The sequence below is a fragment of the Oscillatoria sp. HE19RPO genome (genome assembly GCF_024220515.1).
Classification (GTDB): Bacteria; Cyanobacteriota; Cyanobacteriia; order Cyanobacteriales; family Laspinemataceae; genus Laspinema.
Map to the genome: position 1 here is coordinate 1 of NZ_JAMXOT010000170.1, position 1,869 is coordinate 1,869.

Annotated in this window: 2 pseudogenes; both read right to left on the reverse strand. The window is 39.3% G+C overall.

Features of this window, described 5'->3' with window-relative positions:
* Positions 1-258, reverse strand: a pseudogene (locus tag NG833_RS16300) (hypothetical protein); the annotation flags it as partial.
* Positions 259-790: 532 nt separating this feature from the next.
* Positions 791-1,869, reverse strand: a pseudogene (locus NG833_RS16305) (hypothetical protein); the annotation flags it as partial.

The window sequence follows — 1,869 nt, forward strand, 5'->3', positions numbered from 1 at the left end:
AGTTGGACGCTGATACTCCTGTAAAGAAGCAACGGTCACTACATTCCCATCATAAACCTGCGCCACAAACTCTTCACTGGTGTATCCAGAAATCCTTAAAAAACTTCTGACCTCATCAGCGCTATACACTTTTTCATCCAAATCAACGAAGCGAAAAAATACTGACAAAATCAAAAGCAATACCAGAACGACTCGCAACCATCCTTTAGGAACTGCCAAGCCTTGAATTAATCCGTTCAGCCTGAAGAGTTTATTCATAATAAAGGATAACATTAAGCTAGTAGTTAGATGTCAAAGCCGATGCACGAATACTCAGGAACCTCATCCGTTAAGTCAAAAAGCTTATCATTCTTTTTGAGCTTTCCCTAAACCGCTTCTGTAGTCAATCAAGATAACCTGTTGCTACATTTCGCTTAAAAGTTTGCGGGGCTAGTTTGAAGCTTAAAATTGGGTCTTTTAATTATATCAGTAAGGCTCTATCAAAGTCAATACCCGTCTGAGAATTTACTGGGATAAGGGGCAAAAACCGCCTGAATTACGGAGGTCCTTACTAATCGTTTAGTAGTTTCAGTAAAAAAGGGGTTTTAATAAACGATAGTTTCCGGTGGATCTCTTGGAGTTAGGGTAATAATTTTCTTGCATCAAAAGCCTTATAATACCGACCCTGTAATAAATTGAACTAATTTTATCGTTTGAACTTCGGTCAGGTAAAAAAAACTGTACTGATTTTTTAGAAAATCATAAACTCGTAAAGTCATGGTGATGCAGGATGGGATTTTATTCTCCATTTTTAATTATTGTTTCTGATTACTTGATAAAGCCTTGCTCTGTCGTTTAGTCCATAGCCTTTAAAGCTTCCTAAAATCATTTTTAATTTGACGTTTTGACCGCTGATTTTATCAACCATTTCTGGGGAAGGAAGGTATAAAAAAACTTCCCTATTAGGATAATCGCTTAATTTTAATTTTTGATTTAACTGTTCAAGTGTAGGTCCCTCAAATAACTGCATCTCTACTTGAGAATTGAGGAGATAGGTTAGAGGAAGTATCAAAGTCTGACTGACATCACTGATGACGAGGGGTTGGCTGGCTTTGTTAATGATTGGAGCAATTTCTAAGTTGATCGCGCTGGCTCTGGCTGTCTGCTCCCAAGCTCTAGATTGAGAAATTAAGGTAGAGGATAAAACTCCGGCAATAATTAGGCTGGCAAAAATCAGGTTCCCTAATTTCCAGCGTCGCATCCTACCGGAAATAGCCGTCATTTGAGTGGCGATTAAATAGGCTATAATAAGCTGAATTCCCACATAAGAGGGAAGAAGATATCGAGGGAGTAACGACCGTCGTCCTCCCCAAATTAAATCCGGCAAAACTTGCGAGAGAGCAGTCACTCCAATCAAGGTCAAAATAAATAGCCAAATTCGCAGGGGAGTGCGACGAACCAGAAAATAAATTCCATATCCTACTAACATTAAAATGAGATAAGGAATTGGATTTTTCAGGCTGGCTTCATAGGGGAAATCCATAAAAATTCGACTCAAGTTATCAAGCCAGATTCTCAACAAGTTTTCCATCTCAGCCTGATGATCCCTGGCCCATTTCGTTTTGCGCTCTAAGTTATCTAAGTTGGTAAGAATTACCCAAATCCAAGGGCTAAATATGACCAGTCCTAAGACAGAGGCTATGACGTAAGAAACTATATTCTTACTCAATTTAAACCCTTCCATGATGAGGACATAGAGGCCATGAGAAATGGCCACAAATCCAAAAAATAAATGAGTATAGAGACCCAAGGCAACGCTCACCCCATACAGTCCCCACAAGGGCTTGGTTTGTAACCGCAAACTTCGCAAGAGTAAAGCACTGGACAATA